At 73.3% G+C, this 26,082-nt stretch carries 23 protein-coding genes and 1 pseudogene; 7 read left to right on the plus strand and 17 right to left on the minus strand.

Annotated features, from left to right (window positions below; genetic code table 11):
- Positions 1-15: 15 nt before the first annotated feature.
- Both IF30_RS0106140 and pdhA read right to left on the minus strand, forming a co-directional pair.
- A complete protein-coding gene (locus tag IF30_RS0106140; RefSeq protein ID WP_030233033.1) occupies positions 16-990 on the minus strand; it encodes an alpha-ketoacid dehydrogenase subunit beta in 975 nt (324 codons plus the stop codon).
- Entirely contained in the window at positions 990-2,144 is a 1,155-nt protein-coding gene (gene pdhA, locus IF30_RS0106145) for a pyruvate dehydrogenase (acetyl-transferring) E1 component subunit alpha (protein WP_030233035.1), read from the minus strand. Before pdhA ends, IF30_RS0106140 begins: the two co-directional genes overlap by 1 nt.
- Positions 2,145-2,570: 426 nt before the next feature.
- Here pdhA and IF30_RS0106150 point away from each other — a divergent pair, with 426 nt between their 5' ends.
- Positions 2,571-3,230: a response regulator gene (locus tag IF30_RS0106150; protein ID WP_030233037.1), complete on the plus strand. Its 660-nt coding sequence runs from the start codon at positions 2,571-2,573 to the stop codon at positions 3,228-3,230.
- Between the two features lie 65 nt (positions 3,231-3,295).
- Positions 3,296-4,396 (plus strand): phosphotransferase, encoded by a 1,101-nt coding sequence (locus IF30_RS0106155; RefSeq protein WP_234322600.1) that lies wholly within the window; start codon positions 3,296-3,298, stop codon positions 4,394-4,396.
- Between the two features lie 6 nt (positions 4,397-4,402).
- Here the strand turns inward: IF30_RS0106155 and IF30_RS0106160 are convergent, their stop codons facing one another.
- The 10 genes and pseudogenes from IF30_RS0106160 to IF30_RS0106210 form a co-directional block, all read right to left on the minus strand.
- Positions 4,403-6,139 carry a protein kinase domain-containing protein gene (locus IF30_RS0106160; RefSeq protein ID WP_063752503.1) on the minus strand — a complete coding sequence of 579 codons (1,737 nt, stop codon included), beginning with the start codon at positions 6,137-6,139 and terminating at the stop codon, positions 4,403-4,405.
- Positions 6,140-6,262: 123 nt separating this feature from the next.
- Positions 6,263-7,714, minus strand: coding sequence for a protein kinase domain-containing protein (locus IF30_RS0106165; protein ID WP_063752505.1), 1,452 nt, complete (start codon positions 7,712-7,714; stop codon positions 6,263-6,265).
- A gap of 279 nt (positions 7,715-7,993) precedes the next feature.
- Positions 7,994-8,608, minus strand: coding sequence for a bacterial proteasome activator family protein (locus IF30_RS0106170; RefSeq protein ID WP_030233048.1), 615 nt, complete (start codon positions 8,606-8,608; stop codon positions 7,994-7,996).
- Between the two features lie 188 nt (positions 8,609-8,796).
- Positions 8,797-9,588 carry a hypothetical protein gene (locus IF30_RS47540; protein ID WP_158834793.1) on the minus strand — a complete coding sequence of 264 codons (792 nt, stop codon included), beginning with the start codon at positions 9,586-9,588 and terminating at the stop codon, positions 8,797-8,799.
- Between the two features lie 225 nt (positions 9,589-9,813).
- Entirely contained in the window at positions 9,814-10,791 is a 978-nt protein-coding gene (locus IF30_RS0106180; protein ID WP_030233053.1) for an NAD(P)H-quinone oxidoreductase, read from the minus strand.
- Between the two features lie 56 nt (positions 10,792-10,847).
- Entirely contained in the window at positions 10,848-11,915 is a 1,068-nt protein-coding gene (locus tag IF30_RS0106185; protein ID WP_078891166.1) for a potassium channel family protein, read from the minus strand.
- A 64-nt stretch (positions 11,916-11,979) separates the two neighbouring features.
- The gene (locus IF30_RS0106190; protein ID WP_030233059.1) at positions 11,980-13,164 is read right to left on the minus strand and encodes a molybdopterin molybdotransferase MoeA; all 1,185 of its coding nucleotides are present in this window, start codon (positions 13,162-13,164) and stop codon (positions 11,980-11,982) included.
- Between the two features lie 20 nt (positions 13,165-13,184).
- Positions 13,185-14,136, minus strand: a pseudogene (locus IF30_RS44495) (NTP transferase domain-containing protein).
- A 16-nt stretch (positions 14,137-14,152) separates the two neighbouring features.
- Positions 14,153-15,184 carry an MBL fold metallo-hydrolase gene (locus tag IF30_RS0106205; protein ID WP_051709323.1) on the minus strand — a complete coding sequence of 344 codons (1,032 nt, stop codon included), beginning with the start codon at positions 15,182-15,184 and terminating at the stop codon, positions 14,153-14,155.
- 167 nt (positions 15,185-15,351) lie between these two features.
- The gene (locus IF30_RS0106210) at positions 15,352-16,116 is read right to left on the minus strand and encodes a polyprenol monophosphomannose synthase (RefSeq protein WP_030233067.1); all 765 of its coding nucleotides are present in this window, start codon (positions 16,114-16,116) and stop codon (positions 15,352-15,354) included.
- Positions 16,117-16,445: 329 nt separating this feature from the next.
- Here IF30_RS0106210 and manA point away from each other — a divergent pair, with 329 nt between their 5' ends.
- Positions 16,446-17,636, plus strand: coding sequence for a mannose-6-phosphate isomerase, class I (manA, locus tag IF30_RS0106215; RefSeq protein WP_030233069.1), 1,191 nt, complete (start codon positions 16,446-16,448; stop codon positions 17,634-17,636).
- A 172-nt stretch (positions 17,637-17,808) separates the two neighbouring features.
- Here manA and dnaB read toward each other — a convergent pair whose 3' ends face one another.
- Positions 17,809-19,323: a replicative DNA helicase gene (gene dnaB, locus IF30_RS0106220; RefSeq protein WP_051709377.1), complete on the minus strand. Its 1,515-nt coding sequence runs from the start codon at positions 19,321-19,323 to the stop codon at positions 17,809-17,811.
- Between the two features lie 577 nt (positions 19,324-19,900).
- On the opposite strand from dnaB, the gene IF30_RS0106225 reads away from it, so the two are divergent.
- Positions 19,901-21,256, plus strand: a complete 1,356-nt coding sequence (locus IF30_RS0106225; protein WP_030233074.1) for an MATE family efflux transporter — start codon at positions 19,901-19,903, stop codon at positions 21,254-21,256.
- 68 nt (positions 21,257-21,324) lie between these two features.
- Here IF30_RS0106225 and rplI read toward each other — a convergent pair whose 3' ends face one another.
- The 4 genes from rplI to rpsF all read right to left on the minus strand — a co-directional run bounded on the left by rplI (position 21,325) and on the right by rpsF (position 23,101).
- The gene (gene rplI, locus IF30_RS0106230) at positions 21,325-21,771 is read right to left on the minus strand and encodes a 50S ribosomal protein L9 (protein ID WP_030233078.1); all 447 of its coding nucleotides are present in this window, start codon (positions 21,769-21,771) and stop codon (positions 21,325-21,327) included.
- A gap of 17 nt (positions 21,772-21,788) precedes the next feature.
- A complete protein-coding gene (rpsR, locus tag IF30_RS0106235) occupies positions 21,789-22,025 on the minus strand; it encodes a 30S ribosomal protein S18 (RefSeq protein WP_030059640.1) in 237 nt (78 codons plus the stop codon).
- Positions 22,026-22,105: 80 nt separating this feature from the next.
- Positions 22,106-22,714, minus strand: a complete 609-nt coding sequence (locus IF30_RS0106240) for a single-stranded DNA-binding protein (RefSeq protein ID WP_030233082.1) — start codon at positions 22,712-22,714, stop codon at positions 22,106-22,108.
- Positions 22,715-22,810: 96 nt separating this feature from the next.
- On the minus strand, positions 22,811-23,101 hold the full coding sequence (gene rpsF / locus IF30_RS0106245; protein WP_030233085.1) for a 30S ribosomal protein S6: 291 nt from the start codon (positions 23,099-23,101) through the stop codon (positions 22,811-22,813).
- Between the two features lie 320 nt (positions 23,102-23,421).
- On the opposite strand from rpsF, the gene IF30_RS0106250 reads away from it, so the two are divergent.
- The 3 genes from IF30_RS0106250 (at position 23,422) to IF30_RS0106260 (ending at position 26,069) form a co-directional block, all read left to right on the plus strand.
- Positions 23,422-23,721 (plus strand): hypothetical protein, encoded by a 300-nt coding sequence (locus tag IF30_RS0106250; protein ID WP_030233087.1) that lies wholly within the window; start codon positions 23,422-23,424, stop codon positions 23,719-23,721.
- A gap of 181 nt (positions 23,722-23,902) precedes the next feature.
- Positions 23,903-25,021, plus strand: a complete 1,119-nt coding sequence (locus IF30_RS0106255; RefSeq protein ID WP_030233089.1) for a lipid II:glycine glycyltransferase FemX — start codon at positions 23,903-23,905, stop codon at positions 25,019-25,021.
- 13 nt (positions 25,022-25,034) lie between these two features.
- Positions 25,035-26,069, plus strand: a complete 1,035-nt coding sequence (locus IF30_RS0106260) for an alanine racemase (RefSeq protein WP_030233092.1) — start codon at positions 25,035-25,037, stop codon at positions 26,067-26,069.
- Positions 26,070-26,082 lie beyond the last annotated feature (13 nt).

Here is a 26,082-nt window from a genome sequence, read left to right on the forward strand (position 1 = left end):
CTTCGCTCCCGGAGATCAGTACGCGAGCGCGCGGTCGACGGCGTCGAGCACGCGGTCCAGGTCGGGCAGGAATGCTTCCTCGACCCGGGACGGCGGGTACGGCGCGTGGTAGCCGCCGACCCGCAGGACGGGCGCCTCCAGGTGGTAGAAGCACTTCTCGGTGAGCCGGGCGGCCAGCTCGGCGCCCATGCCCAGGAAGACCGGTGCCTCGTGGACCACGACGGCCCGCCCGGTGCGCTTGACCGACTCCTCCAGGGTGGCGAAGTCCACCGGGGAGAGCGAGCGCAGGTCGATGACCTCCAGCCGGCGGCCGTCCTCCTCGGCGGCCGCGGCGGCCTCCAGGCAGACCTTGACCATCGGGCCGTATGCGATCAGCGTCGCGTCGGTGCCCGGCCGGACGATCCGGGCGTCGTACAGGCCGAGGTCGGCGGCGTCGCCGACCTCGCCCTTGTCCCAGTAACGGCGCTTGGGCTCCAGGAAGATGACCGGGTCGTCGGACTCGATCGCCTGCCGCAGCATCCAGTGCGCGTCGTGCGCGCTGGACGGGCTGACCACGCGCAGGCCGGCGGTGTGCGCGAAGTACGCCTCGTGCGACTCGCTGTGGTGCTCGACCGCCCCGATGCCGCCCGCGTACGGGATGCGGATGGTGACCGGCATCTTCACGTGCCCCAGCGCACGGGCGTGCATCTTCGCCAGCTGGGAGACGATCTGGTCGAAGGCCGGGTAGACGAAGCCGTCGAACTGGATCTCCACCACCGGGCGGTAGCCGCGCAGCGCCAGGCCGATCGCGGTGCCGACGATGCCGGACTCGGCGAGCGGGGAGTCGATCACCCGGCCCTCGCCGAAGTCCTTCTGCAGGCCGTCGGTGATCCGGAAGACGCCGCCGAGCTTGCCGATGTCCTCACCCATCAGGAGGGTCTTCGGGTCGTTCTCCAGCGACTTGCGCAGCGCCCCGTTCAGCGCCTTGGCGATGCTCAGCTGACCGGTCATCAGTGGTTCTCCCCCGCCTCGAAGGAGGCCGCGTACTCGACGTACTCGGCCCGTTCCTCATCGACCAGTGCGTGCGGCTCGCTGTACACGTGGTCGAAGATCAGGGTCGGGTCCGGGTCCGGCATGCCGCGCACGCCCTCGCGCACCCGCAGCCCCAGCTTCTCGCTCTCGGCCTCGACGGCGGCGAAGAACTCCTCGTCGGCCAGGCCCTCCTTCTCCAGGTGGGCGCGGAGCCGGGTGATCGGGTCCTTGGCCTTCCAGGCCTCGGTCTCCTCGGCGTGCCGGTAGCGGGTGGGGTCGTCGGAGGTGGTGTGGGCGCCCATCCGGTAGGTGAACGCCTCGATCAGCACCGGGCCGTTGCCGCTGCGGGCGTGGTCGAGCGCCCAGCGGGTGACCGCGAGGCAGGCCAGCACGTCGTTGCCGTCGACCCGTACGCCGGGGAAGCCGAAGCCGGAGGCGCGGCGGTACAGCGGGATCTTGGTCTGGGTGGTGGTGGGCTCGGAGATCGCCCACTGGTTGTTCTGGCAGAAGAACACGACCGGCGCGTTGTAGACCGAGGCGAAGGTGAAGGCCTCGTTGACGTCGCCCTGGCTGGAGGCGCCGTCACCGAAGTACGCGATGACCGCGTCGTCGGCGCCGTCCTTGCTGATGCCCATCGCGTAGCCGGTGGCGTGCAGGGTCTGCGCGCCGATCACGATGGTGTACAGGTGGAAGTTCTTCTCGTTCGGGTCCCAACCGCCGTGGTTCACGCCGCGGAACATGCCGAGCAGGTTCAGCGGGTCGACGTCGCGGCACCAGGCCACGCCGTGCTCGCGGTAGGTGGGGAAGGCGTAGTCGCCGGTGCGCATGGCGCGGCCGGAGCCGACCTGCGCGGCCTCCTGGCCGAGCAGCGAGGCCCACAGTCCCAGCTCGCCCTGGCGCTGCAGCGCGGTGGCCTCGCCGTCGAACCGGCGCACCAGCACCAGGTCGCGGTAGAGGGAGCGCAGCTCCTCCGGAGTGGTGGTGAGGGGGTAGTCCGGGTGCTCGACCCGCTCGCCTTCCGGCGTGAGCAGTTGGACGAGCTCCGGCTGGGCGTCCGTACCCGTGGCGCGGAGGGTGTCAGGGACAGCGGGGGCCGCCTTCTTGCGAGCCCTCGCCGTGCTTTTGACGGTCACGTTCACTCCTCGGTCTGTCCGGCCGCCCGGGGTCGCCGGTGACCGGTCCGGTCACCGCCTCGCGGGGCGCGCGTGGGTGTGCGCACCCACTGCGGGGCAGGTGGTGATCCTGTTCCGACGGCGTCCCTCACGAGAACGTTACCCAGCGTCCGCCCTTGGCGCGCTTGCGCTAGGACGTCCTACTTGTTCAGGGCCTACAACCCCGAGGGTGCCGCGTCCGGCTCGCCGTCGGAAGGGTGGGGGTGACGGGCGACGTGACGCAGCTCTCAATTCGAGCGCCTTCAGGACACCAGCGCACGTTATCCGGGCGGACGCCCGTACGTAAGGGGGTTCCCGGTATCGGTTTAGGCGTGCTCCGGCCGGATAGCGCCTTTACGGCGATGCGGGCGATAGGTCTTTCCTGCGGTGGTATGGGAGGCTTTGGTCGTGGCTGACAACGGACGAATCAGGGTGTTCCTGCTCGATGACCACGAGGTCGTCCGGCGGGGCGTGCACGACCTGCTCTCGGTCGAGGACGACATCGAGGTGGTCGGCGAGGCCGGCACGGCCACCGACGCGCTCACCCGGATCCCGGCGGTCCATCCGGACGTGGCGGTGCTCGACGTCCGGCTGCCGGACGGCAACGGCGTGGAGGTCTGCCGCGAGATCCGCTCCCGGCTGCCGGAGGTCAAGTGCCTGATGCTGACCTCCTTCTCGGACGACGAGGCGCTGTTCGACTCGATCATGGCGGGCGCCTCCGGCTACGTCCTGAAGGCGATCCGCGGCACCGACCTGATCACCGCCGTCCGGGACGTCGCGGCCGGCCGCTCGCTGCTCGATCCGGTCGCCACCAGCCGGGTGCTCGCCCGGCTGCGCGACGGCGGCGAGAAGGAGGACGAACGGCTGGCCCAACTCACCAAGCAGGAGCGGCGGATCCTCGACCTGATCGGCGAGGGGATGACGAACCGCCAGATCGGCAACGAGTTGCACCTGGCCGAGAAGACGGTGAAGAACTACGTCTCCAGTCTGCTCGCGAAGATGGGCATGGAGCGCCGCACCCAGGCGGCCGCCTTCGTGGCGCGGCACCAGGCCGACCACCACTACTGACCGGCTTCTTGCACACACCTGACTGTTTGTCAAGGGCCCCCGCGGGGTGGCCATACCCTCGGGCTGTGACTTTCAGCCAGACCCTCGCCTGCGCCCCGGCCCGCCCCGACCTCTCCGCACCACCGATGGGGACACTCAGTCCACCCGTCCCGCTGGGCGCGCTCGCCGAGGTCCTGGCCCGCTACCGGGTGGGGCGCCTGCTGGCCGCCGAACCGGTCGCCGAAGGCCTGCTCAACCGGGGGTACCGGGTCACCACCGAGGCCGGCCGGTACTTCCTGAAGTGCTACGTCGACACCGCCACCGCCAGCCGTCCGAAGATCCTCGCCCACCACCGCGCCATGTCCGCGCTGAACACCCTCGGACTGCCCGTCGCGCCCCCGCTGGCCTGCGCCGAACGCTCCGGCACGGTGGCCTCCCGGGGCGGGCGGATGTTCGCGCTGTTCCCCTGGACCGACGGCCGGCACCGGCACGGCACCGAGCTCGACCCGGCGCAGTGCGACGCGCTGGGCACGCTGCTCGGCCGCCTGCACGGCGCGCTCGACGACGTCTGCGCCCCCTTCGAGCAGCCCGCCGGCTACCGCAGCGCCGACCCCGTCGACAGCGCCGTGCTCGCCCGCGACCTGCGGAGCAGCGCCCGCAGGCACCGCCCGTACGGCGAGTTCGACGCGCTGGTCGAGCAACGGCTCACGGAACGGCTGGAACTGCTCGCCGAACACGCCCACCGCCGCCCCGCCCCGCAGGCCGCCCCGCCCACCGGCTGGACCCACGGCGACTTCCACGGCCTCAACCTGCTGTACGGGCAGGGGCCCGCGGGCGGCCGGGTCGCGGCCGTCCTGGACTGGGACAAGCTCGCCCCGCAGCCGCGCGCCGAGGAGGCCGTCCGGGCCGCCACCCTGCTCTTCAACGACCGGGTGTCCGGCGTCCTCGACCTGGTCCGGGTGCGCCGCTACTCACAGGCCTACCGGGCGTGCGGAGCCGGCACCGCCGAGCACCTGGCCGCCGCCGCCCACCGGGTCTGGTGGGAGCGGCTGAACGACTTCTGGATGCTGCAGTGGCGCTACCAGCGGGGCGACCACCGGGCCGACCCGCTCTTCCCCGCCTCGGCGGGCCAGTTGGCGTGGTGGTGCCAGGAGTACGAGCAGGTCCTGGACGCCTTCGCCAACTGACCGGCGTCAGTTGACCGCCGGCGGCGGTGGCGTGATCGGCGCCTTCGAGCCGGTGGGCACCTGGTTGGTGGGCGTGCTGCCACCCGCGGTCTGCGACGGCTGCGTGGTCGGCCCACCGGTCGCGGTCCCCGACGACGTGGGCGTCGGCGTGTGGGTGGGGCTCGTCGTCGGCGTCGGCGTCGGCGTGTGCCTGCCCGGACTGGGCGACGGCGACGTGTTGTTGCCGTTGTTCCAGGTGTTGTTCCCGTTGTTGCCGGTGTCGGTCGGCTGCTGGGGCTTCCTGGTGCCGGTCACCGTCGACGGCGGGCTGGGCAGGCCGCTCTGGGCCGGCGGAGTCGTCTCGTTCGTACTGACCACCGGGGCGGGAGTCGGGGGCAGGACGTGGTCCTTGTCGCCGCCACCGCCACCGCCGCCGCTCAGCGCGAAGGCGATCCCGGCCCCGGCCGCGACCAGCACCGCGATCCCGCCGGCCACCCAGGCCCACGGCCCGCGCCGCCGACCGTCGTCGTCCCCGTCCCCGCCGTGGCCCTCGCCGCCGTACGGGCCGCCGGGCGCCCCGTGGGACGTGCTGGGGGTGTACGGGCCGCCCGTCTGGTAGGGCAGGACGGAGGTCTGGTCGCCCGGGCGGACCGCGCCGAAGGCGGCGGTGGCCGCCGCCTGGTCCGGCCGGAGCACCTGGGTCGCGCCGGTGTCGCCCGGGACGCCGACGGCACCGGTCCAGACCGCCCCGGTGGCGCCGTGCATCTCGCGCAGCGCGTGCTGCAGGTGGGCGCGGAACTCGTCGGCGTCCTGGAAGCGGTCGTCCGGGTTCTTGGCGAGCGAGCGCAGCACCAGCGGGTCGAGGCCGACCGGCACCCGGGGGTTGGCCTGCGAGGGCGGCACCGGCGGGTCCTGGACGTGCTGGTAGACCACCGAGAGCGGGGTGTCGCCGGTGAAGGGCGGGCGCAGCGTGAGCAGTTCGTACAGCATGCAGCCGGCCGCGTACAGGTCGGAGCGGTGGTCGACCGGCTTGCCGAGGGCCTGCTCGGGCGAGAGGTACTGCGGGGTGCCCATGACCATGCCGGTCTGGGTCATCGTGGTGGCCCCGCCGGTCAGCGCCCGGGCGATGCCGAAGTCCATCACCTTGACCGCGCCGGTGTTCGTGATGATCACGTTGGCGGGCTTGATGTCCCGGTGGACGATGCCGTGCCGGTGGCTGTAGGCGAGCGCCTCCAGCACGCCGGCGATGATGATCAGCGCCTGGTCGACCGGCGGCGCCTCCTCGTCCGCCAACAGCTCGCGGACGGTCCGGCCCTCGACCAGCTCCATCACGATGTACGGCGTGGACTCGTCCCCGACGTACTCCTCGCCGGTGTCGTAGACCGAGACGATCGAGTGGTGGTTGAGGGCCGCGACGGCGTGTGCCTCGCGGGTGAAGCGCAGCCGGGCGACGTCGTCCTGGGCCAGTTCCCCGCGCAGCAGCTTGACCGCGACGGTGCGGCCCAGCCGCACGTCCTCGGCCGCGAGCACCTCGGCCATGCCACCGCGGCCGAGGCGGTGGGTCAGCCGGTAGCGGCCGTCGCCGACGGTGCCCAGCGGTGCGGCGGTGCCCCGGCCCGGGGTCTGCGGGCCGCCGGCCCCGAGGAACGGCGGCAGCGCCGAGGTCGCGGCCTCACTGCCGGGCTCCGGGATCCTCGGCGTCCCGCCGGTCCGTCCGGCCGCTCGGGCACCCGCGTCGTCGTCCGGCTGCTGCGTCTGTGCCATCGCTCCTCGCCCCGGGCGTTCGCTCGGATCGCGGTGCCCTGTCGCTTACGTATCCCCGAACGCTACCGCTTCCGGGGCGCACCCGTGATACGCCCGGGGTGCGCCCGGACCGGCCGGACCGCCTCAGAACAGGCCGTTCCGGTCCGCCGGGATGTCGAGGACCAGCACGTTGGCGGGACGCTCGCTGCCGGTGTGGCCGACCTTGCCCTTGGTCTTCTCGTTCGCCTTGTTCACCACGATCGCGATGATGATGCCGGCCAGCACGAGCACGCCGACGATGATCCCGACCACGACCACGGCCGTCGAGCAGCCGCCGCCGGACGCCTTCGGCTGCTGGTACGGCGGTGCCGGCCGCGGCGGCGGGGTGTGCGCCTGCTGGGGCCCCCCTTGCTGGAGGTACTGCGGGTGCGGCGTGTGCGGGCCCTGCGGGCGCGGGGGCTGGAAGGCGGGCGGCGGGGTCTGGTACTGCGGCTGCCCGCCCTGCTGCAGGTACTGCGGGTGCGGCGTGTGCGGGGCCTGCGGACCCGGCGTCGGGTAGGCCGGCGGCGGGGTCCGGTACTGCGGCTGCCCGCCCTGCTGGAGGTACTGGGGCTGCGGGGTCTGCGGCGCCGGCGGGGAGGCGTGCACCGCGCGCGGTCCCTCGTTGATCACCAGCGGCGTGCTGGCCTGGAGCTTGTGACCGCTGCCGCCGCCCTTGGCCGCCTCGATCAGTCGCTCCGCCTCGTCCCGCATCGCCGCCGCGCTCTGGAACCGGTGCGCCGGGTCCTTGCGCAGCGCCTGGGCGACGAAGGCGTCCACCTCGGGGGTGACCGAGCGGTTCAGGGTGGAGGGCGCCGGCGGCTCCTCCTGGACGTGCTTGTAGGCGATCGAGAACGCCGAGTCGCCGTCGAAGACGAGCTGGCCGGTGATCATCTCGAAGAGCATCACGCCGACCGAGTAGAGGTCGGAGCGGGCGTCCACGGGCTTGCCGAGCGCCTGCTCGGGCGAGAGGTACTGCGGGGTGCCGACCACCATGCCGGTCTGGGTCATCGACGTGACGCCGGATTCCAGCGCCCGGGCGATGCCGAAGTCCATGACCTTGACGTTGCCCTTGCGGTCGAACATCACGTTGCCGGGCTTGATGTCGCGGTGCACCAGGCCCATGTCGTGCGAGGCCTCCAGCGCGTTCAGCACGCCGACGGTGACCCGCAGGGCGTCCTCGGCCGGCATCGCGCCGTACTGGCCGATCGCCTCGTTGATCGCGTCGCGCAGGCCCTTGCCGTCGATCAGCTGCATGACGATGTACGGCGTGCTGGAGCCGTCCGGGGCGATGTCCTCGCCGCTGTCGTACACCGTGACGATGTTCGGGTGCTCCAGCCGCGCCACCGCCTGGGCCTCGCGGCGGAACCGCTCCTTGAACGAGTCGTCCCGGCCCAGCTCGCTGTGCATGCTCTTCAGCGCGACCTGCCGGTCCAGCACGCTGTCGTAGGCCAGGTGCACGGACGCCATGCCGCCCTCGCCCAGCAGCCGCTGCAGCACATAGCGGCCGTTGCCAAGGGAGAAGCCCTCGACCGCCGCGTTGCCGTGCTCGCTCATGGTCCTTCGCTCCCCCTCGGCGCGGCCGTGCTGCCGCAGCCGTGACGTTCGGTCTCGTCCGTGCGTGGTGGGCCCGGCCCGCTGGCCTGGCGGACCCCTGTCGCGGCGGCTCGACCGGCCTGCGACAGGGGTCAGGGTATCGGCTCGCGCCGACGGTGATCGGTCCAGGGCCGATCCTGGACCCGGGCCGCAGGCGCCGGATCCCGGCGGGACGGCCCGGGGCGGATGGTCGCGGTACGTCCGGTCCGGCGGACCGCACGCCCCGCCGACGGGTACCGGCTACAGGTACGGGCCGGAGCGGATGCCCCGGCTCTGGCCCGGCTCGTCCTCGTCGTGGTCCCCGCCCTGCAGCCCGGGCGGCAGTGCCCGCCGCATCTGCTCCAGCTGGGCCCGCGCCGCCATCTGCTGGGCGAACAGCGCGGTCTGGATGCCGTGGAACAGGCCCTCCAGCCAGCCGACCAGCTGGGCCTGGGCGATCCGCAGCTCGGCCTCGGTCGGGATGGTGTCCTCGGTGAACGGGAGCGACAGCCGCTCCAGCTCGGCGACCAGCTCCGGGGCCAGACCGAGTTCGAGCTCCTTGATCGAACTCGCGTGGATGTCCTTCAACCGGGCCCGGCTCGCCTCGTCGAGGGGCGCCGCCCGGACCTCCTCCAACAGCTGCTTGATCATGCTGCCGATGCGCATGACCTTGGCGGGCTGCTCGACCATCTCGGTCACCGGGAGCTCACGCGGCACGTCGCCCTCGTCGTCCGCGTCGCCCATCGGGCCGGCGAACCCCTGGCCCACGGGCAGCCCGTCCGGTCCGACGATCAGCACCTTCTGGCCGTCCTGCGACTGCCCGCCGCCGGCCTGGTAGGGCTCCTGCGACGAGCGCTCGTTCATCGGATTCGTCATGAACAACATTCTCTCTCACTGGGGTTGGTCGGGCGGAAGCCCCCGTTCGTCCCGCCGGCCTGCGCCACCCGTGACGACGGTACGCCCCCGCGCGCCGCCCGGGAATCCGTACGGATACTCAGATCGCCCACCCGGAACGGCCCCGCAACCCCCACCGGACCTCCCCATCCCGGCCCGGCGCCGCCGCCTCAGCGCTTGCGCAGCCGCAGGCCCACCAGCCCCAGGCCGCAGCCGATCAGCCCCAGGCCGGCACCCAGCGGCAGCTGGGTCGTGGAGGCGTCCTGCCAGCGGGCGGGGAGGACCAGGGAGCCGGCGGCGACGTCCTGGCCGGAGGCCGCCGTGACGGTGTCCGGCGCGACGGCGTCGCCCGGGGCCGCCGGATCCGGGGTGTCCTGACCGGCTTCCGGCCGGGCCGCCTCGACGCCCTGGTCCGCGGCCTGGTCGGGCGCCTGGTCGACAGCCTGGTCGGGCGCTTGGTCCGGTGCCTGGTCCGGTGCCTGGTCGGGCGCCTGCTCCGGTGCCTGGTCGGGCACCTGGTCCGGCACCTGGTCGGGCACCTGGTCCGGCGCCTGCTCCACGGTGGCGTCGGGGCGCTCCGGCAGCGACGCCGGGCGGTGCCGGAACGCGCGCGGAAAGTCGCCGTCCGGGTGCGGCCGGTGAGCCGGGCGCTGTGGCGGCGCGGCCGCAGGCGTGTGCGCGCTGGGTGGGGCAGCCGGCTCGGCCACCGAAGGCGGCGGCGCGGCCGGGGATGCGGAGGGGGGCGGCGCGGGGGAAGGGACCACCCCCGCCGGAGGCCCCGGCACCGCCACCGCCGCCGTCGCGGCGGCCAGCGGGAGCGCGAGCCCCAGCACGGCCGCCGCGACCAGCCGCTGGGCGCGGCATGCGCACGGGCGGTGACGGCCACGACGGCTGTGCGGGCTGCGGCGGTCGTGCGGGGCTTCGGGCAGCGGCCCGAGGAATGCGTGCGGTGATGCGGCCACGGTCGGAGTCCTTCCGACGGCCGACCGCGCCCGGGGGCGGGGTCGGCGGCGGGACAGCTCCGGACCAGCCTCGCACGATCCGACAATCGGGGCATTTCCAACGCCCGCCGCGCCCCTCGGGCCCTCGGCCCGGCCCTTCCCAGGCCCTCCGCCAGGTCCCTCGGCCCCCTCCGCCCGGTCCCTCGGCCCCCGCCGCCCGGTCCCCGCCTCGCGGACGCCCTCCCGTCAGGCCCGCAGCACGACCTTCCCGACCTGCTCCCCGGCCTCCAACACCCGGTGCGCCTCGCCCGCGTCGGTCAGCGGCAGCACCCGGTCCACCACCGGCTTGACCACCCCGGACTCGACCAGCGGCCACACGTGCTCCCGCACCGCCGCCACGATCGCCGCCTTCTCGGCGAGGGGCCGCCCGCGCAGGTTGGTGGCGATCACCGCCGCCCGCTTGCGCAGCAGCGTGTTGAGGTCGAGTTCGCCCTTCACCCCGCCCTGCAGCCCGATGATCACCAGCCGCCCGTTGACCGCCAGCGCGTCCACGTTCCGCTGCAGGTACTTGGCGCCCATGATGTCGAGGATCACGTCCGCCCCGGACCCGTCGGTGGCCTCCCTGAGCGCCTCGACGAAGTCCTGCTTCCGGTAGTCGATCGTGATGTCCGCGCCGAGCCCGGTGCACCGGGCCAGCTTCTCGGCGCTGCCCGCGGTGACCGCGACCCGGGCCCCGACCGCCTTGGCCAGCTGGATCGCCATGGTGCCGATGCCGCTCGCGCCGCCGTGCAGCAGCACCGTCTCGCCGGGCCGCAGGTGCGCGGTGAGGAAGACGTTGGACCAGACGGTGCTGGCGACCTCCGGCAGCGCCGCGGCCTGCTCCGGGCTCAGCCCCGCGGGCAGGGGCAGCAGCTGCCCGGTCGGCACCGCGACGCGCTGCGCGTAGCCGCCGCCGGCCAGCAGGGCGCACACGTCGTCGCCGACCGCCCAGCCGGACACCCCCGGCCCGAGCTCGACGATCCGCCCGGCGCATTCCAGCCCCGGGTAGGGAGAGGCGCCGGGCGGCGGGTTGTAGTGGCCCTGCCGCTGGAGCAGGTCGGCACGGTTGACGGCGGTGGCCGCCACCTCGACCAGGACCTCGCCCTCGCCGGGCACCGGGTCGGGCACCTCGGCCCAGACCAGTGCCTCGGGGCCGCCGGGTACGGGAATCGTCATCGCATGCATGTCCCGAACCTACTGCGAGTCAGGGCGGTTCGAGGGCAGGGCCCGCGCCGGCCGGTCTACTTGGCTCCGGCGGACGTGGGCCCGGTGGACCTGATGACGATCACCCGGTCGGTGAGCTGCAGCACGGCGGCCTCCGGCTCGTCGTAGTTGAGCACCCGTCGGCCCCGGACCACGGCGACCACCAGGTCCTCGCACTCGCGCGGGCCGTGCCCGGCCTCGGCCCGGGTCACCGGCCGCTCCGCCACGTCCAGCCCGTTGCCGTACGTCAGGAGGTCCTCCATCACCGCACCGGCGTGCGGGCTGAGCATGGACAGCCCGAGCAGCCGCCCGGCCGAGCTGGAGCTGGTCACCACGACGTCGGCACCGCTCTGCCGCAGCAGCGGCGCGTTCTCGTCCTCCCGGACGGCGGCGACCACGGTGGCCGCCTTGTTCAGCTGGCGTGCCGTCAGCGTGATCAGGACGGCGGTGTCGTCCCGTTCCGGTGCGACGACCACCCTGGCCGCCGCGGGCAGGGCGGCGCGGATCAGCGTGTCGGTGCGGGTGGCGTCGCCGACCACGCCGACCAGGCCGTCCTGCGCGGCCTGGTCGATCACCTTGCGCTGCGGGTCGACGACGACGATCTCCTCCTTCTTCACCCCCTGCCCGAGCAGGGTGTCGACGGCGCTGCGGCCCTTCGTCCCGTACCCGATGACGACGGTGTGCTCGCGCAGGGTGGACCTCCATCGGTTCAACCGCCACTGCAGGCGGGTCCGTTCGGTGAGCACTTCCAGGGTGGTGCCGACCAGGATGATCAGGAACACCACGCGCAGCGGGGTGATCACGAGGATGTTGCCGAGCCGGGCGCTGTCGCTGTACGGCGTGATGTCCCCGTACCCGGTGGTGGAGAGCGTCACGGTGGCGTAGTACGCGGCGTCCAGGAAGCTGAGGCCGCCGCCGGCGTTGTCGTTGTAGCCGTCGCGGTCGAGGTAGACGATCAGCGTGGTGGCGACCAGGACGGCGAGGGCCAGCAGCAGCCGCGAGCCGACCTGCCGGAGGGCGGGTGCGGCCCGGCGGGCGGGCAGCACGATCCCGGCGTCCGCCCAGGGTTCGGTGCCCGGCGCGGGGGTGCGTCGTAGTCGGCTCATGCGCGCGCCCCGCCGCGGCCGGCCGTGGTCCGGCCGGACGCGGGCCGCTTCCCGGTCCGCCCGCTCACGGCGCCTCCAGCAGCTCGACCGTCTCCCCCGCCGCCGCCCCGCCGGGCGGCACCACGGCGAGCGCGTCGGCCCGGGCGAGGCCGCGCAGCATCGCGGGACCGTCGAAGGGGAGCGGGACGACGCCCGCGGCGGTCCGTCGGACGGGCTGCAGCCGGGTGTCCGCCGGGTGCCCGGGCAGCGCCGCCGCGGCGGGCGCGAGGGCGGGCGGGCCGGCCGTCCGGCCGCTGCGGGCGTGCAGCAGCGGCAGGGCGAGCGTGACGGTTCCGGCGACGGCGGCCAGCGGGTTGCCCGGCAGGCCGACCAGGTGGCGCCCGCCGGGGAGTTCGGCCAGCAGCATGGGGTGCCCTGGCCGGACGGCGACGCCGTCCACCACGAGCCGGGCGCCGGCTTCGGCGAGCGCCCGGTGCAGGAAGTCGACCGGCCCGGCGGCCGTTCCGCCCGTGGTGACCACGACGTCGGCGGTGGAGTGCCGCAGCGCGTCCCGGAGCAGGCCGAAGTCGTCTCGGACGTACCGCACTTCGGTGACCTCGGCCCCGGACGACCGCAGCCAGGGCGGCAGCAGCGGCCCGAGCGCGTCCCGGACGAGGCCGCCCCCCGGGATTCCGGAGTCCAGCAACTCGTCGCCGAGGACGAGCAGTTCGACCACCGGACGGCGACGCACCAGCAGCCGGTCGTACCCGCAGGCGGCAGCCAGGCCGAGCACGGCCGGCCCGACCGGGGTGCCCGCGGGCAGCAACTCCTCGTTCCGGCGGCACTCCTGGCCGCGCGGGCGGACGTCCTGCCCGGTGGTCAGCCGGTCCGGTCCGCGGTCGTGCAGCAGGGCGGCGTCCGTGCGGCCGTGCTCGCGGCGCAGTACGGCGGTGGCACCGGGCGGCAGTTGGGCACCGGTGGCGATCTCCACGGCGGTGCCGTCGGCCAGCGGGGCCGACTCGCCCGGGCCGGCCAGCACCTGCCCGGCGACCCGCCACGGGCCGGGGCCGGCGACCGCCCAGCCGTCCATCGCGGAGGTGTCGAAGGCGGGCAGGTCGGTGAGTGCGCCGAGCGGCTCGGCGAGGGTGTGGCCGAGCGCTTCGGCCAGCGGCAGCGCGACCGCGGGCAGCGGGCGCAGCCCGGCCCGCCGCGCCGCTTCGCGGGCCCGCGGCCAGCTCTGCACGCCGGGACCGGTCGACGGGGTGGCCATGGTGGTCTGCCCGACCGCGCTCACTGCTCTCCCGGCCGGTCGGCGGCGCCCGGGGGCGCCCACCGCTCGGCGAGGGCTTCGGTCCGCCGGGCGGCCTCGGCGACGGCCTCCGCGCCGCCGCCCCGCTGGGCGGCCGCGTAGCCGATCAGGAAGGCGGTCAGCGGCGCGGCCGGCCGGGCCACTCCGTGTGCGACCACCCGGGCCAGGTCGAGCAGACCTCGGACGTCGACGTCCAGGTCGATGCCCAGGTCGGCCTTGACCTCGGTGATCCAGTCATCCAGCGTGCGCTCCATGCGCCCATGCTGCCCGATGGGCGGTTTCCCGCGAGTGTTCCCCCCGTGTGGGGGGCGCGTCGTTTCCCTCACAGGGCGGTGCCGGGCGCGGTGAGGTTCACCCCCGGTCGCGTTCCCGGGCCTGCTCCAGGTCCTCCCAGGTGTCGCAGTCGTACGCGACGCCGCCGGTGTCGGCCACCCGCAGCCGGGTCAGCCCGCCGACGAGCCGGCGCAGCGGCAGGCCGTCCGGGTCGCCGAGGGCGGCCAGCGCGGCGCGCAGCGGGGCGGTGCGGTACGCGGCGGTGAGTGGCTGGTCGCGCCCGCCGGCGTCGACGAGCACGGCGGCGTCCGCCGGCGCCGCGGCCTCGTCGAGGGCGGTGACCAGTCGTTCGACCGTCCGCCGGTCCAGGAAGGGCAGGTCGGCGGCGAGCAGCAGCACGGTGTCCGCGGTGACCAGGTCGAGGCCGGCCGCGACGGCGGCGACCGGGCCGCCGCCGGGTGGCTGCTCCCTGGTCCAGCGGACGCCTGCGCGCCCGGTCGGCCGGGCAGGGCCGACCACGACGGTGGTGCGGGCGTCCGCGCAGGCGGCGAGCACCCGGTCGAGCAGGGTCGTCCCGCCCACGGTCAGGCCGGGTTTGTCGGCCCCGCCGAGGCGTCGCGCGGCCCCGCCCGCCGGGACGATCACGTCGTACGGCGTCATGCGGCCAGTATCCGCCCTACCGGGCGCCGCCCTCGGGGTCCTCCCCGGCTGCGGGCGCGGCCGCCGAGCCGGTATCGGCGTCGGCGTCCAGGTCCGCGTCCGTGTCCGCGTCGGAAGCAGCGTCGGAACGCGAGTCGGCCGCGCCGGAGCCGGCGTCCTCCGCCGCCCGGGCGGTGTTGGCCGCCGCGCCCAGTTCCAGGATGGCCGGCAGAGTCAGCTCCCCGTACCGCTCGTTCACGGCCGTGACCAGCGCCTCCGCGTCGTCCGGGTGCTCGACCAGCAGCCGGTCGAAGTCCTTCAGGTACTCGCCGGTGAAGGCGAGTACCCGGGCGGTGTCGTCGTCCTGGTCGGGGGCCCGGTGCCCGGCGATCACCCGGTCCACCCCGAGGTCGGCGATCCGGCCGAGGTTGTGCCCCCAGGTGGTGCGCTGGGTCGGCGTGGTGTCGGCGGTCCACACGTGGGTGCCGTTGTAGACGAAGTCCCCGGCGATCACGGTCCTGATGCTCGGCACGTGGACGACCGTCGAGTCCCCGCAGTCGCCCTGGCCGAGCAGCAGGACGGGGATCACCTGGCGGTCCAGCATCAGCGGCTGCGGCAGCAGCACGGCGGGGATCAAGGGGTGGTCGGGGATGTCGTCGCCGTACACCGGCTTCCACTGCGCGACCTTGGCGGCGGCGGTGCGCCGGATGCCCTCGACCACGGCCGGCGCGGCCAGCAGCTGCGCGTCGGGGAACAGCTTCAGCACCTCCTCGGCACCGAAGTAGTGGTCCGGGTGCTGGTGGGTGACCACGATGGCGAGCAGCCGGCGGCCCTTGCCGGCGACCCATTCGGCCAGCTCCCGGCCGGCGCTGCGGGTGAGCTGGGCGTCCACCAGGATGGCGGTCCGCTCGCCGAGGATCAGCGAGGAGGTGGCGAAGAAGGCCGACTCGGGGCCGGTGAAGACGGCGACCTCCAGCGGCCGGGGCGGCCGCTCGGCGTCCGGGAGCGGGAGCGCTCCGGCGTCCGCACGCTCCGCGCCGGCGCTGTCCTCGGGCGGGGACGACGTCACGGGCTGCTCCCTCTGGTCGGCGGTCGGACTTCCTGCGCCCTACAGCATGGGAGTACGGGTGCCCGATCGTGCGTGAGGCGCGCCCGGCGGGCGCGCCTCACGGCTCAGGTGGCACCGCTGGCGCCCGGCGTCCTCCGGCGGGCGGGCCCTTCGGCCTCGGGACCTGGTCAGCGCTTGGCCGCGCCGCGCAGCCGGGCCAGCCGGTCGGCCACGCCCCAGGAGGTCACCCGCCACAGCGCCTCGACGACGATGCTGCGGCTCATCTTGGAGGCGCCCAGCTCGCGCTCGACGAAGGTGATCGGCACCTCGGCGACCTTGAACCCGGCCTTCACCGTGCGCCAGGCCAGGTCGACCTGGAAGCAGTACCCGGCCGAGGCGACCTCGTCCATGCCCAGGCCCAGCAGGGTCTCCTTGCGGAACGCCCGGTAGCCGCCGGTGACGTCCCTGATCGGGACGCCCAGCATCAGCCGGGAGTAGGTCGAGCCGCCGCGCGAGAGCAGCAGCCGCGACTTGGGCCAGTTCACCACCCGGCCGCCGGGCACCCAGCGCGAGCCCAGCACCAGGTCGGCGCCGCGCAGCGCGCCCAGCAGCCGGTCCAGCTCCTCGGGCTGGTGCGAGCCGTCCGCGTCCATCTCGACCAGGACGTCGTAGCCGTTGTCGATGCCCCAGCGGAAGCCCGCGAGGTAGGCCGCGCCCAGGCCTTCCTTGCCCTTGCGGTGCATGACGTGGACGTGCGGGTCCTCGACGGCCAGCTTGTCGGCCAGCGCGCCGGTGCCGTCGGGGCTGTTGTCGTCGGCGACCAGCACGTGGGCCTCGGGCACCGAGGCGCGGACCCGGCCGACGATCCGCTCGACGTTCTCCGCCTCGTTGTAGGTCGGGATGATCACCAGGACCCTGCCGAGATCAGCAAAACTCTGCTGGTTCACGGTCACGTACAAACCTCTCGGCCGATGGCGGGGAATCTCAGAACACCGTCGCCCGCACTCTGGAACGCGGCTCCACCGGCAACCCTCCGACGGGATGACCACGGTGGAGAACTGCGCGCAGGGCGGAGACTACTGCGTCCTGGCATCCTACTACCGCGCCCGGGAACCACCGGTCCGGCCATGGCACTCCCACCGGATGCCCACCGTTTCCCCGCGGGTGACACCGTTCGGCTAGTGTCGATGCCCTTGCCCGTGCCCGGACCCCCCGCACCACCGGGCCCGCCCCCGGCGACCCGGCACACCCGCCCAGACCGCGAAGGAGTAGGACCGCGCGCATGGACAGGCTCCTCAACACCGTCCGCCCGTACGCCTGGGGGTCGCTCACGGCCCTGCCCGAACTGCTCGGACAGCAGCCGACCGGTGAACCGCAGGCCGAGCTCTGGATGGGCGCCCACCCCGGCGACCCGTCCCGCGCCGACCGCGGCGAGGGCCCGCGCCGGCTGGACGAGCTGATCGCCGCCGACCCCGAGGGCGAGCTGGGCGCCGCGACCGTGGCCAGGTTCGGCCCGACCCTGCCGTTCCTCCTCAAGGTCCTCGCCGCGGGCATCCCGCTGTCGATCCAGGCGCACCCCACGCTCGATCAGGCCCGCGCCGGCTTCGCCGCCGAGAACGCCCTGGGCGTCCCGCTGGACGCCCCCGAGCGCAGCTACCGCGACGCCAACCACAAGCCCGAAATGATCTGCGCGCTGGGCGAGTTCGAGGGCCTGTGCGGCTTCCGCCGACCCGCCGAGGCAGCCGGGCTGCTGGCCGGGCTCGCGGTGCCCGGGCTCGCCCCGGTGATCGCCCCGCTGGAGGGCGAGGACGAGTCCGAGGCGCTGCGCGGCGCCCTGGCCGCCGCGATCGCCCTGGACGAGGAGACCGTGCGGCAGACCGTCGAGGCGCTGGCCCGCACCCTGCCGGACGGCGACTACGCCCCGTACGCCCGGATCGCCAAGGACTTCCCGGACGACCGCGGCGTGGTCACCGGCATGCTGCTCAACCACTTCCGGCTGCGGGCCGGCGAGGCGCTCTACCTGGGCGCCGGGGTGCCGCACGCCTACCTGTCCGGCGTCTGCGTGGAGCTGCAGGCCAACTCCGACAACGTGCTGCGGGCCGGCCTCACCCCGAAGCACGTCGACGTGCCCGAGCTGCTGAAGGTCGTGGTCTTCGCCGCCGGCGCCCCCGAGCCGGTCGCCCCCGTCCGCGTCGGGGCCACCCCGGGCGAGGAGCTCTACCCCGTCCCGATAGACGAGTTCCGGCTCTCCCGCTTCGCGCTGGACGGCGCCGACCGCGAGATCGACGGCCGCACCCCGCAGATCCTGCTCTGCACCGAGGGCGCCGCCCGGCTGACCGCCGCCGACGGCACCGTCCTGGACCTCGCCCGCGGCCAGTCCGCCTTCCTGCCCGCCACCGGCACCCCGACCCGCCTCGCCGCCGCCACCACCGGCGCCGCCACCACGCTCTTCCGCGCCACCGTCACGGTCTGAGCGGCACTCAGCCCCCTCGGGGCGACGGGTGATTCGGTTGCCCCCTCCCAGTTCCGGGGATCCACTGTGGCGGGGGCGCCGCCGCCGCTGCCTGGATCCGTGGCACGACCGACCAGGACCTCGACGTCTTCGTCGACACCGTCCACGCCGCGTTCGGGCGCTTTGCCGGGGCTCAGTCCCGGGTCATGTCGACGAAGCGCGAGTAGTGGCCCTGGAAGGCCACCGTGATGGTCGCCGTCGGGCCGTTACGGTGCTTGGCGACGATCAGGTCGGCCTCGCCCGCCCGCGGGGACTCCTTCTCGTAGGCGTCCTCGCGGTGCAGCAGGATGACCATGTCGGCGTCCTGCTCGATCGAGCCGGACTCTCGCAGGTCCGAGACCATCGGCCGCTTGTCGGTGCGCTGCTCGGGGCCACGGTTCAGCTGGGAGAGCGCGATGACGGGGACTTCCAGCTCCTTGGCCAGCAGCTTGAGGTTCCGGGACATGTCCGAGACCTCCTGCTGGCGGTTCTCGGCCCGGCGGGAGCCGCCGGACTGCATCAGCTGGAGGTAGTCGATGACGACCAGTTTGATGTCGTTGCGCTGCTTCAGCCGGCGGCACTTGGCGCGGATCTCCATCATCGACAGGTTGGGCGAGTCGTCGATGAACAGCGGGGCCTCGCTGACGTCCGGCATCCGGCGGGCGACGCGCGTCCAGTCGTCGTCCGTCATGCTGCCGGAGCGCATGTGGTGCAGCGCCACCCGGGCCTCGGCGGACAGCAGGCGCATGGCGATCTCGTTGCGCCCCATTTCGAGCGAGAAGATCACGCTCGGCAGCTTGTGCTGGATCGAGCAGGCGCGCGCGAAGTCCAGGGCCAGGGTGGACTTGCCCATGGCGGGGCGGGCCGCGATGACGATCATCTGGCCGGGGTGGAGGCCGTTGGTGAGCGCGTCGAAGTCGGCGAACCCGGTGGGCACGCCGGACATCTGGCCGTTGCGGGAGCCGATCGACTCGATCTCGTCGAGGGCACCCTCCATGATGTCGGCGAGCGGCGCGTAGTCCTCGTTGGTGCGCTGCTCGGTGACCGCGTAGATCTCCGCCTGGGCGGCGTTGACGATCTCGTCGACGTCGCCCTCGGCCGCGTAGCCCATGCCGGCGATGCGGGTGCCCGCCTCGACCAGGCGCCGCAGCACCGCGCGCTCGTGGACGATCTCGGCGTAGTACTCGGCGTTGGCCGCCGTCGGGACGGAGTTGACCAGGGTGTGCAGGTAGGAGGCGCCGCCGACGCGCTGCAGCTCGCCGCGCTTGGTCAGCTCGCCGGCCACGGTGATCGGGTCGGCCGGCTCGCCGCGGGCGTAGAGGTCGAGGATCGCGCCGTGGACCAGCTCGTGCGCGGGCCGGTAGTAGTCGGCCGGCTTGAGCACCTCGACCACGTCGGCGATGGCGTCCTTGGAGAGCAGCATGCCGCCGAGGACGGACTGCTCGGCGGCGAGGTCCTGCGGGGGGACGCGCTCGAAGCCGTCCGCGCCGCCGCCGTCACCGTCGCCGTCGCCGCGGCGCTGCCAGCCGCCGTCCCGCTGGCCGTTCTCGCGGGAGGAGCCGTTCCGGCCGCCCTTGCCGCCCTGGAAGCCGCCCTTCTGGAAGCCGTCGCGCCCGCCGCCCTGGCCGCCCTGGCCGCCCTGGCCGCTGCGGCCGCGTGAGACGGGCAGCCGGTCGCCGGGGCCGTCCGGGAAGGGCGCGTCGTCGAAGGCGCCGGCCGGGAAGGGGTCCTCGGCGGTCTGCCACTCCTCTTCCGGCGGCGGGGCGTCGTGGTCGTCGTACTGGGGGCCGGTCACGCGTGTTCCCCGATCAGCGAGTGGTGCGAGTTGGAGCGGGCCTTGCCGGTGGCTGGTGGAGCGGGATCCGCTCCTTTTGTACGCCACGGCTCCGACAAATCGGACGCCGGGGCGGTGCGAGTGTCGGGCGGAGGGGCCCACGCTAAGGCGCCGGGTGCCGTTGCGCCAAGGCGGTTATCCACAGGGGGTGTGGACGAGCGGCCCCGTCCTGTGGAGAACTGCCGCAAAGCTGTGGACACCCCTGTGGACGTCCCTGTGGATAACCGGACGATCGATCCGGCGTCAATCCGTTGACCTGGGATTACCTCTTTCCGGGCCTGTGCATGAGAAATTCTTCACACACCTCCGAACGGCTGTGGGCGCCGAGCGGACGAACGGCGTCGCTCAAGATATCGAGTAATAGTCAGATACGGCTAGCGTCCATTACCTGTGGATGAGTAGCCTGGAGCCCATGACCGCCCCGCCGCCCAACGACACCTCGCCGGCCCCGCGCCCCGCCGGACGCGGGCACGACCGGGAGATCCTCGCCCTGGCCGTCCCCGCCTTCGGGGCCCTGGTCGCCGAGCCGCTCTTCCTGATGGCGGACTCGGCGATCGTCGGCCACCTCGGCACCCCCCAGCTGGCCGGGGTCGGCGTCGCCTCCGCCGCGCTCGCCACGGCGACCGGCGTGTTCGTCTTCCTCGCCTACGCCACCACCGCGGCGGTCGCCCGGCGGATCGGTGCCGGCGACCGCCGCGGCGCCGTGCAGCAGGGCGTCGACGGCATCTGGCTCGCGCTCGGCCTGGCCGTCCCGGTGGTCCTGCTGACCCTGCTGCTCGCCCCCTGGGTGGCCGACGCGCTCGGTGCCTCGCACACCGCCGCGCCGTACGCGGTGACGTACCTGCGGATCAGCTCCCTGGGCATCCCCGCGATGCTCATGGTGATGGCCGCCACCGGCGTGCTGCGCGGGCTCCAGGACACCCGCACCCCGCTGGTGTTCGCCGTCGCGGGCTTCGCCGCCAACCTCGGCCTGAACGCGGGCCTGGTGTACGGGGCCGGGCTCGGGGTGGCCGGCTCGGCCTGGGGCACCGTCATCGCGCAGACCGCGATGGCCGCCGTCTACCTCGTGGTGGTGGTCCGCGGCGCCCGCCGGGAGCGGGCGTCGCTGCGGCCGGACGCGGCCGGCATCCGGGCCTGCGCGAAGGCCGGCGGTCCGCTGCTGGTCCGGACGGTCAGCCTGCGCGCGGTGCTGATGATCGCGACGGCGGTGGCCGCCCGGCTGGGCGACGACCAGGTGGCCGCGCACCAGATCACCATGGCGCTGTTCAGCTTCCTGGCCTTCGCGCTGGACGCGATCGCGATCGCCGGCCAGGCCATCATCGGCCGCTACCTGGGCGCCTCGGACGTCCCGGGCGCCAGGGCCGCCACCCGGCGGATGGTCGAGTGGGGCATCGGTTCCGGGGTGGTGCTCGGCCTGCTGGTGGTGGTGGCGCGGCCGCTGTACGTCCCGCTGTTCACGCCCGATCCGGCCGTGCGGGCCCAGTTGGACACGGCCCTGCTGCTGCTCGCGCTCAGCCAGCCGGTCTCCGGTCTGGTCTTCGTGCTGGACGGCGTGCTGATGGGCGCCGGGGACGGCCCCTACCTGGCCCGGGCGGCGCTCGCCACGCTGGCGGTGTTCGCCCCGGCGGCCCTCGCGGTGCCCGCCGTCGACGCCGGGCTGGCCGGGCTCTGGTGGGCGATGAACCTGTTCATGCTGGTCCGTGCCGGCTTCCTGGTCCGGCGCGCCCGCGGTGGCGAGTGGCTCGTCACCGGGGCCGTGCGGGGGTAGCCCCTCCCGGGAACGACCGAGGGCCGGGCTCCCGAAGGAGCCCGGCCCTCAGGCCACTGCTACGGAACTCAGGCAGCGACGACCGCGATGTCCAGGTTGGCCTGGACGTCGGAGTGCAGCTTGACCGAGACCTTGTGGGTGCCCACGGTCTTGATCGGCGAGGCGATCGCGACGGCGCGCTTGTCCACCGAGGGGCCGCCGGCGGCCTTGATGGCCTGGACGACGTCGGCCTGGGTCACCGAGCCGAACAGACGGCCGGCCTCGCCCGAGCGGACGGCCAGCTTGACCTGGACGCCCTCCAGCTTGCCCTTGACCTCGTTGGCGGCCTCGAGCGTCTGGATCTCGTGGATCTTGCGGGCGCGACGGATGGCGTCGACGTCCTTCTGACCACCCTTGGTCCAGCGGATGGCGAAGCCACGCGGAACCAGGTAGTTGCGGGCGTAGCCGTCCTTGACCTCGACGACCTCGCCGGCGGAGCCGAGACCCGGCACCTCGTGCGTGAGGATGATCTTCATTACTTGGTCACCCTCTCTTAGCGCGCGGTGCTGGTGTAGGGCAGCAGCGCCATCTCACGGCTGTTCTTCACGGCCGTGGCGACGTCACGCTGGTGCTGGGTGCAGTTGCCGGTGACCCGGCGGGCACGGATCTTGCCACGGTCGGAGATGTACTTCCGCAGCAGGTTCGTGTCCTTGTAGTCAACGTAGTTGACCTTGTCCTTGCAGAAGACGCAAACCTTCTTCTTCGGCTTGCGAGCAGGCGGCTTCGCCATTGTGTGCTCCATTTGGGGTTCACGGCCCGGCGGGCGTCCGGGGACGCCGACGGCCGGGCCGCACGAAATCTGTCAGCTCTTTAGAACGGGGGCTCTTCCGAGAAGCCGCTGCCACCGGACGGGGCACCCCAGCCGCCGCCCTGGTTGCCACCGGACGGGGCGCTGGACGCCCAGGGGTCCTCGGAGGGGCCGGACTGGCCACCGGAGTTTCCACCCCAGTTGCCGCCCTGCTGGCCGCCTCCGCCGCCCCAACCGCCCTGGCCGCCGCCCTGCTGGCCGCCGAAGCCGCCACCGGAACCGCCGGAACCGCCGGGACCGCCGGACCGGTTGGCCCGGGTGACCTTGGCGGTCGCCGAGCGCAGGCTCGGGCCGACCTCGTCGACCTCGACCTCGAAGACCGTCCGCTTCTCGCCTTCCTTGGTCTCGTAAGACCGCTGGCGCAGTCGGCCCTGCACGATGACGCGCATGCCGCGCTGCAGCGACTCGGCCACGTTCTCCGCCGGCTGCCGCCAGACGTTGCACGTGAGGAAGAGGCTCTCGCCGTCCTTCCACTCGTTCGTCTGACGGTCGAAGGTGCGGGGGGTGGACGCGATGCGGAACTTCGCGACCGCCGCACCCGACGGGGTGAAGCGCAGCTCGGGGTCGTCGACGAGATTGCCGACGAGGGTGATGACGGTCTCGCCTGCCATGGTGGTGATGACCTCTCGGGAAGATGTCCGTTCACCGCTGTTTCACGTGAAACAACGGACGCGAGCTACCCGAGACCCGAAGGCCTCAGAGGTGGCTCAGTGGGTGTCCGGGCGCAGGACCTTGGTCCGCAGAACCGACTCGCTCAGGCCCATCTGGCGGTCGAGCTCCTTGACGACCTCAGGCGTGGCCTTCAGGTCGATGACCGAGTAGATGCCCTCGGACTGCTTGTTGATCTCGTAAGCCAGACGGCGACGACCCCAGGTGTCGACCTTCTCCACCTTGCCGCCGCCGTTGCGGACGACAGTGAGGAAGTTCTCGATCAGGGGGGAGACAGCGCGCTCCTCGACCGACGGGTCGAGGATCACCATCACCTCGTAGTGACGCATGGGTAACCCACCTCCTTTGGACTCAACGGCCACGGTCTCTCCGTGGCAGGAGGGTTGTGCGTAGCGTCGGCACCGGAGCAGTGACGACTCCGGCCCACCGTAACGGCCGGGTCGGACAGTCGGGCCCCGCACCACCCGGAAGGGGGTGTCACCCGGAAGAGGGCGCAGGGGGGCACAACTACACCAGTGCAGACGGCACAGCCTACCCGCACCCGTACGGCCGAACAAAATGCATAGGGGTTGTGAGACCGGCCCAACCGCCGCAATCTGGACGGAACGGGATTCCTGCCCGTTCGTCTCCACGCCAGGAGGTGGGACACATGGCCCAGTCCGTCCACCGCATGCCCGCGCTCACGCTGAACACCGACGGCCACCCGCACCCCCGCGAGAACACCCTGGTGGCGCTCACCGCCGTCATGGGCGTCATCGCCTTCACCACCTCGTTCTTCCACAACCTGCACCTGCTGTCGTCGTGGACCGGCCTGGCCGGCATCGTCACGGGGCTCTGGGGCATGTTCGTCTCGGTCACCACCGCCGAGCGGTTCGTCCTGATGATCACGCTCGGCGCCTCCGCGATCGGGTTCTACCTCGGCATCGCCCGCGGCGGCCTCTGGGGCTGACCCCCGGGAGCGACCGACCGACCAGGAACCCCCGGCGCCCCCGCCGCGTATCTGCAAGGGACAGGTACCGCGACGGGGGCGCCGTCGTGCCCGCCCGACACGGGCCCCGGGGCCCCGGACGATAGGGTCAGCCCCAGAACCTGGGGCCCACCGCAGCCCGACCGACGAGGAGCACCGAGCAATGAGCCTGCGCCTGAGGACGATCACCCGCGAGGAGCACCTCGCCTTCATCAGGAGCCGCGCCTCGGCCAGCCACATGCAGGTGCCGTCGTGGGGCGACGTGAAGGCCGAGTGGCGGTCCGAGTCGATCGGCTGGTTCGACGAGGCCAACCAGCTCGTCGGCGCCGGCCTGGTGCTCTACCGCCAGCTGCCGAAGCTCAAGCGCTACCTGGCCTACCTGCCCGAGGGCCCGGTCATCGACTGGTTCGACCGCGACCTCGACCGCTGGCTCTCCCCGATGCTGGCGCACCTGAAGTCGCAGGGCGCGTTCTCGGTGAAGATGGGCCCGCCGGTGGTCATCCGCCGCTGGAACGCCCCCACCATCAAGGAGGCCATCGCCGCCAAGCAGGCCAAGCGCCTGCGCGACGTCGAGGCCGACTGGTACGAGGCCCGCGCCTTCGAGGTGGCCGACCGGCTGCGCAAGGCCGGCTGGCTGCAGGGCGAGGACGGCGGCGCCGGCTTCGGAGACGTCCAGCCCCGCTACGTGTTCCAGGTGCCGCTGGCCAACCGCTCGCTGGACGACATCCAGAAGGGCTTCAACCAGCTCTGGCGCCGCAACATCAAGAAGGCCGAGAAGAGCGGCGTCGAGGTCTTCCAGGGCGGCTACGACGAGCTGCCGATCTTCCACCAGCTCTACCTGGTGACCGCCGAGCGCGACCGCTTCACGCCGCGGCCGCTGTCCTACTTCCAGCGGATGTGGAAGGCCCTCACCGCCGAGGACCCGAACCGCATGCGCCTCTACATCGCCTACCACGAGGGCGAGCCGCTGGCCGCGACCACGATGCTCGTGGTCGGCGAGCACGTCTGGTACTCCTACGGCGCCTCGGCCAACCACAAGCGCGAGGTCAAGCCGTCCAACGCGGTCCAGTGGCGGATGATGCGCGACGCCTACGCCCTCGGCGGCGGCGTGTACGACCTGCGCGGCATCAGCGACACCCTGGACGAGAACGACCACCTGTTCGGCCTGATCCAGTTCAAGGTCGGCACCGGCGGCCAGGCGGCCGAGTACCTGGGCGAGTGGGACTTCCCGCTCAACAAGCTGCTGCACAAGGCCCTCGACCTCTACATGTCCCGCCGCTGAGGAGGCTGACCCGATGACGCTGTCGCTCTACCTCGACACCGAACGCTGGCGCACGCACCAGCGCTCCGTCCTCGCCGAGTTCCCCGGCCTGGTGCCGGTCGCCAAGGGGAACGGCTACGGCCTGGGCAACCACCGGCTGGCCGAGGAGGCGACGCTGCTGGGCACCGGGGTGCTCGCCGTCGGTACCGCCTACGAGGCGGCCGACGCCGCCGAGTGGTACGGCGGCGAGCTGCTGGTGCTGACCCCGTACCGGGTCGGCGAGGAGGTGCTGCCGCTGCCGCACGCCCGGGTGATCCGCACGGTGGCGAGCGTGGACGCGCTGCGGGCGCTGCACGGCGCCCGGGTGGTGCTGGAGTGCATGACCACCATGCGGCGGCACGGCGTGAGCGCCGCCGACCTGGCCACCGTCGCCGCCGAGCTGGACGGCGTCGGCTTCGAGGGCCTGGCGCTGCACCTGCCGATGGACCGGCCGGACGGCTCCAGCCCGGTCGAGGAGGTCGCGTACTGGGTGGACACCGCCCGGGCGGCCGGCCTGCCCGTCCACACCGTGTTCGTCAGCCACCTCGGCGCGGCCGGCATGGAACAGCTCGCCCAGCGCTACCCGCAGACCGTCTTCCGGGCCCGGATCGGCACCCGGCTCTGGCTGGGCGACCATGCCGCGCTGGAGGTCCGGGCCACCGTGCTCGACGTCACCCCGGTGCGCAAGGGCGACCGCTACGGCTACCGCCAGCACCCGGCGCCGTCCGACGGCCACATCCTGGTGGTCGCCGGCGGCACCGCGCACGGCATCGGCCTGGAGGCGCCCAAGTACGTGCAGAGCATGGCCTCGCGGGCCAAGGGCATCGCCCGGGCCGGGCTGGCGACCGTCAACAAGACCAAGTCGCCGTTCCACTGGGCCGGCAAGCAGCTCTGGTTCGCGGAGCCCCCGCACATGCAGGTCTCGCTGCTCTTCCTGGACGGCGAGACCGCGCCCCCCGCGATCGGCGAGGAGCTCGGCCTCCAGGTCCGGCACACCACCACGCACTTCGACCGCGTGGTGGACCGCTAGACCGCCGTACCGG

The organism is Streptomyces sp. NRRL S-350 (genome assembly GCF_000719705.1).
Taxonomy (GTDB): Bacteria; Actinomycetota; Actinomycetes; order Streptomycetales; family Streptomycetaceae; genus Kitasatospora.

What these genes read in the sequence shown, in the direction of transcription:
- IF30_RS0106140 (WP_030233033.1), bottom strand. Translation starts at nt 990, where the DNA reads ATGACCGGTCAGCTGAGCATCGCCAAGGCGCTGAACGGGGCGCTGCGC.
- IF30_RS0106160 (WP_063752503.1), bottom strand. Translation starts at nt 6,139, where the DNA reads ATGGCACAGACGCAGCAGCCGGACGACGACGCGGGTGCCCGAGCGGCC.
- IF30_RS0106165 (WP_063752505.1), bottom strand. Translation starts at nt 7,714, where the DNA reads ATGAGCGAGCACGGCAACGCGGCGGTCGAGGGCTTCTCCCTTGGCAAC.
- IF30_RS0106170 (WP_030233048.1), bottom strand. Translation starts at nt 8,608, where the DNA reads ATGACGAATCCGATGAACGAGCGCTCGTCGCAGGAGCCCTACCAGGCC.
- IF30_RS0106180 (WP_030233053.1), bottom strand. Translation starts at nt 10,791, where the DNA reads ATGCATGCGATGACGATTCCCGTACCCGGCGGCCCCGAGGCACTGGTC.
- IF30_RS0106185 (WP_078891166.1), bottom strand. Translation starts at nt 11,915, where the DNA reads ATGAGCCGACTACGACGCACCCCCGCGCCGGGCACCGAACCCTGGGCG.
- IF30_RS0106190 (WP_030233059.1), bottom strand. Translation starts at nt 13,164, where the DNA reads ATGGCCACCCCGTCGACCGGTCCCGGCGTGCAGAGCTGGCCGCGGGCC.
- manA (WP_030233069.1), top strand. Translation starts at nt 16,446, where the DNA reads ATGGACAGGCTCCTCAACACCGTCCGCCCGTACGCCTGGGGGTCGCTC.
- IF30_RS0106225 (WP_030233074.1), top strand. Translation starts at nt 19,901, where the DNA reads ATGACCGCCCCGCCGCCCAACGACACCTCGCCGGCCCCGCGCCCCGCC.
- rplI (WP_030233078.1), bottom strand. Translation starts at nt 21,771, where the DNA reads ATGAAGATCATCCTCACGCACGAGGTGCCGGGTCTCGGCTCCGCCGGC.
- rpsR (WP_030059640.1), bottom strand. Translation starts at nt 22,025, where the DNA reads ATGGCGAAGCCGCCTGCTCGCAAGCCGAAGAAGAAGGTTTGCGTCTTC.
- IF30_RS0106240 (WP_030233082.1), bottom strand. Translation starts at nt 22,714, where the DNA reads ATGGCAGGCGAGACCGTCATCACCCTCGTCGGCAATCTCGTCGACGAC.
- rpsF (WP_030233085.1), bottom strand. Translation starts at nt 23,101, where the DNA reads ATGCGTCACTACGAGGTGATGGTGATCCTCGACCCGTCGGTCGAGGAG.
- IF30_RS0106250 (WP_030233087.1), top strand. Translation starts at nt 23,422, where the DNA reads ATGGCCCAGTCCGTCCACCGCATGCCCGCGCTCACGCTGAACACCGAC.
- IF30_RS0106255 (WP_030233089.1), top strand. Translation starts at nt 23,903, where the DNA reads ATGAGCCTGCGCCTGAGGACGATCACCCGCGAGGAGCACCTCGCCTTC.
- IF30_RS0106260 (WP_030233092.1), top strand. Translation starts at nt 25,035, where the DNA reads ATGACGCTGTCGCTCTACCTCGACACCGAACGCTGGCGCACGCACCAG.